General features: G+C 59.1%; 3 protein-coding genes. 1 reads left to right on the forward strand and 2 read right to left on the reverse strand.

Annotation, left to right across the window (positions count from 1 at the left end; genetic code table 11):
- The coding region (locus AC1DUU_RS26945; protein WP_476786418.1) for an apiosidase-like domain-containing protein at positions 1-330 on the reverse strand (330 nt) is incomplete at its 3' end.
- 31 nt (positions 331-361) lie between these two features.
- Complete coding sequence (locus AC1DUU_RS26950; RefSeq protein WP_476786419.1) at positions 362-1,786, reverse strand: DUF4214 domain-containing protein; 1,425 nt, start codon at positions 1,784-1,786, stop codon at positions 362-364.
- A gap of 247 nt (positions 1,787-2,033) precedes the next feature.
- On the opposite strand from AC1DUU_RS26950, the gene AC1DUU_RS26955 reads away from it, so the two are divergent.
- Positions 2,034-3,375, forward strand: a 1,342-nt coding sequence (locus tag AC1DUU_RS26955; RefSeq protein WP_476786420.1) for an oligosaccharide flippase family protein, incomplete at its 3' end; no start/stop codon positions are given.

The following is a 3,375-nucleotide window of genomic DNA, read 5'->3' on the forward strand; positions in this document are numbered from 1 at the left end:
ATTCTCGGCAAAGCGGTGCTCAAGCAGGTTCACGAGCAGCGTATTGAACCCGCGGGCCTTGCGATCGCGGAGATAAAGGTCAGCGTCCTCCTTGGTCAGTTGAGTGATCAATGACCAAGGCGAGTCACCTTGCATAAAAAAGGGTTGGCCATGGGCGTCGACGAGGTAGCGCTTGCCGGGCTGGACCTGAAGCGGAAAGGCCGCGTCGGACGCGGGAATTTCACAGGCATGCGCTGACAAGCTCATCGCCACCGACAGACAAAGGGTGAGAAACAGGCAATTGAATAGGTACAGCCAACCGCTTGGCCTCAACTGTGCCGCACGCGTCATGTGCCTCTCCTTCGCCCGGAGGTTGAATTCGCTAGCCGGGAGGCTGGGTGCCTGTGGCGCGTGCATCACGATTCCCGCCCAATTGGGCGGCATATTTGTCGGCGAATTCGCTCGACATCATCATGCCCAGCGCTATGCCTTCGCGGGTCATCAGACCGGTCTGCAGTTGCTGAACGTAGCTATCCACACCGTAGGTATCGCCCTGGCGTCCTACGAGCAATTGATAGAGAAACCCGACATAAGCGCGGTCCGACATGGCAAGCGTCTCGTAGCGGTCGTTGAATTCGTCGGAGCGGAGTATGGACATCATCATGTCCACATAGCTGGCTTTGCCATTTTCGAGTTCGCCGGCCCACTGCTCCAGCTCGGCCCCACCATTACCTCGGCCCAGCATCAGGCAATATCCGAAGCGCACTTGCCGGACAGGAATGGGGTTGGCAGCCTGGACTGACTGAAGATCGCAAACTCGGCCTGGCAGAAATGGTGGGCGGATTCCGCGGATTAGCTCTCTCACCACATTATAGCTCGGTTTGGCTTCGCCCACCTTCCAGCCGCTCTCGGCACTGCCATTCAGGCGCACCAATCCCATGTAAGCCTCGAAATCCGGGGCCCAATAGGTCTCGTCTAAAAGCTCGTAGATATGGGCCGCCTCAATCCGGTATTTGCCCTGCAATTCCCGCAGCCGGACCATGGTTCGCTTCAGGCCATCGGCTTGCAGCTTGTCGCCGCGCTGACTGCCATAGGGATTGTTGAACTCGGTGACCCAGATGGGCAGATTGTAGCGGGCAAGCTTCCCAAAGGCCCATTCGGGGTCGTCCCCGTACATGTGCCAGACGGTGATGTCCCATTTGATGCCGTCTTGCTGCATACGCTCGAACGCACCGGTATGCCCCCAACCGGCCGTGCCCATCGCCTTGCGGATGGTGGGGTCTGCTTCAGTCATTCCAACCGAAAGTCCCTTCAGGACCGCACTCACTTTCACCCATCGGGGACCATAATAGTCCCGGGCGTCGACACCGCCCGCGGCACCCCAAAAGCAGGGATACTGGCTGCCATCGTCGCGCTTTTCACAAGGCTTGATGATGGCGTAATTCTCCATTTCGTTGCCCAGCTCCCAGACCCGGATGTCGGCCTTGAACCGGGAGCCGAGGCCGAGCGCCAGGGTCCGTGCCTTTTCATAGAGTTCGCTCGCGCTGTCCTTGTCGAGATCAATATGACCGGGGGTGATGACCGGCAGGATTTCTATTCCGCGTTGCTTTCCAGCGCTCACCAATGCAGCGAGATCGTCCGCTGCCTCCAAGCCTGAAATGTTGACGCGGTAGGACTTCATCCCGAGGTCCTTCAGGTAGTTGAGCTGGCGCTCGATGCTGACGCCGGGATATGCATTCAAGGGATGGCCGTTGACACCCCACAGGAGGTCGGCCGAGGCGACACCTGATGTCGCCAGGAGAGACACAATTCCGATTGCCAAGGACCTGTACACAGCAGTCTTGCTCTCGTTGTCCGCTTGCCATGCTACATTCAGCAGACTGCTCCGCAACCCGACCGTATTGGGGGAGCAACCGGGGGCTTTACGCCTTTTGACGGCTAAACCCACCCCTTTGGCCGGCATGACAAGCTAGCGCCTTTCCGAGCAAAACTGTTCAGGAGCCGAATTGTCACCAATTTGAGCTTCCCGTTCGCGGTCGGGAGATCTAGGCCTGATGTCAGGAATACAGCGCGCGCTTCTGCTGAGCACTGGCGACCGCTACTTTGCCCTCGTCGCTAACTTCGTAACGGTTGCCATCGTCTCCCGCATCCTTTCGCCAAGCGAAATCGGCGTATCGGTGATCGGCATGGCGATCGTCGGCATTGTCATGTCGGTCAGGGAGTTCGCCAGCGGCAGCTTCCTTATTCAACGGGGCGAACTGTCACCGGAAGAAATCCGCGGCGCATTCACGGTGATGCTGATCCTGACCATTGCAGTCAGCACCGCACTTGCCCTTGCCGCTCCACATCTGGCATCGGCCTATGGCGAAGAAAAACTGGTTCCCTACCTTCGTGTGATCTCGGCCAGCCTCTTCCTGGAATTGATCTCGATGCAGGTGTCGACGCTATTGCGCCGCGACATGGGTTTCGGAAAGGTTGTGACCATCAACATAGCCGGAACGGCAACCAGTGCCGTGGCGACCATCACGCTGGCGCTTCTGGGCTTCAGCTATATGAGCTTTGCCTGGGCGTGGCTGGCTTCCGCCAGCGTCATGGGCCTGCTTGCCCTCTCGTTTTGCCCGCACTTCTGGATGTTCAAGCCATCATTCCGCCATTGGCGCGATATGATCGCCTTCGGCGGATACAACGGCGCCACCGTCGTGCTGCTCAGGACATATGAGGCGCTGCCCTACCTGCTGCTCGGCCGGATGATTTCGCCTGACGCCGCCGGCCTGCTGAGCCGGAGCGCCATGATCTGCCAGTTGCCGGACAAGCTGATCCTCGGAGGGGCGATGCCAGTGATCCTACCGGCGTTCGCGACCGAGGCGAGACAAGGCCGCAGCCTGAAGGGGCCCTACCTCAAGGCGCTCGAATTGGTGACCGCCTTGCAATGGCCGGCCCTCATCACCATCGCCTTGCTTGCCTATCCGGTGGTCGACATTCTGCTCGGCCACCAATGGCTGGCCGTGGTTCCCCTGGTTCAGATCATGGCGATCGCCACTTTGTTCAGCTTCAGCTTCGAGCTGAACTATCCCGTGCTTGTCTCGACCGGTGCCGTCAGTGACATCTTTCGCCGGGCTCTCATCGTCTTTCCCATCTCTGCTGCGATCGTTGCCATCGCCAGTTTCATAAGCCTTCATGCTGTCGCGTGGAGCCTGATGCTGGCGATCCCGTTTCAAGCCTTCGTTTCGCTGCACATCGTCTGCCGCCGGATTTCCATGAGCTGGGCAGATGTTTGTACGGCCTTGTGGCGCAGCAGCCTTGTCACCGCCGCGACGGCGGCCGGCCCGGTCATGGTGATCGTAGCCACAGGATTTCGGCTCGACTTGTCCATTTGGCAAGGAATTATCGCTGGCT

It is taken from the genome of Aminobacter sp. P4_H6_2 (assembly GCF_056400805.1).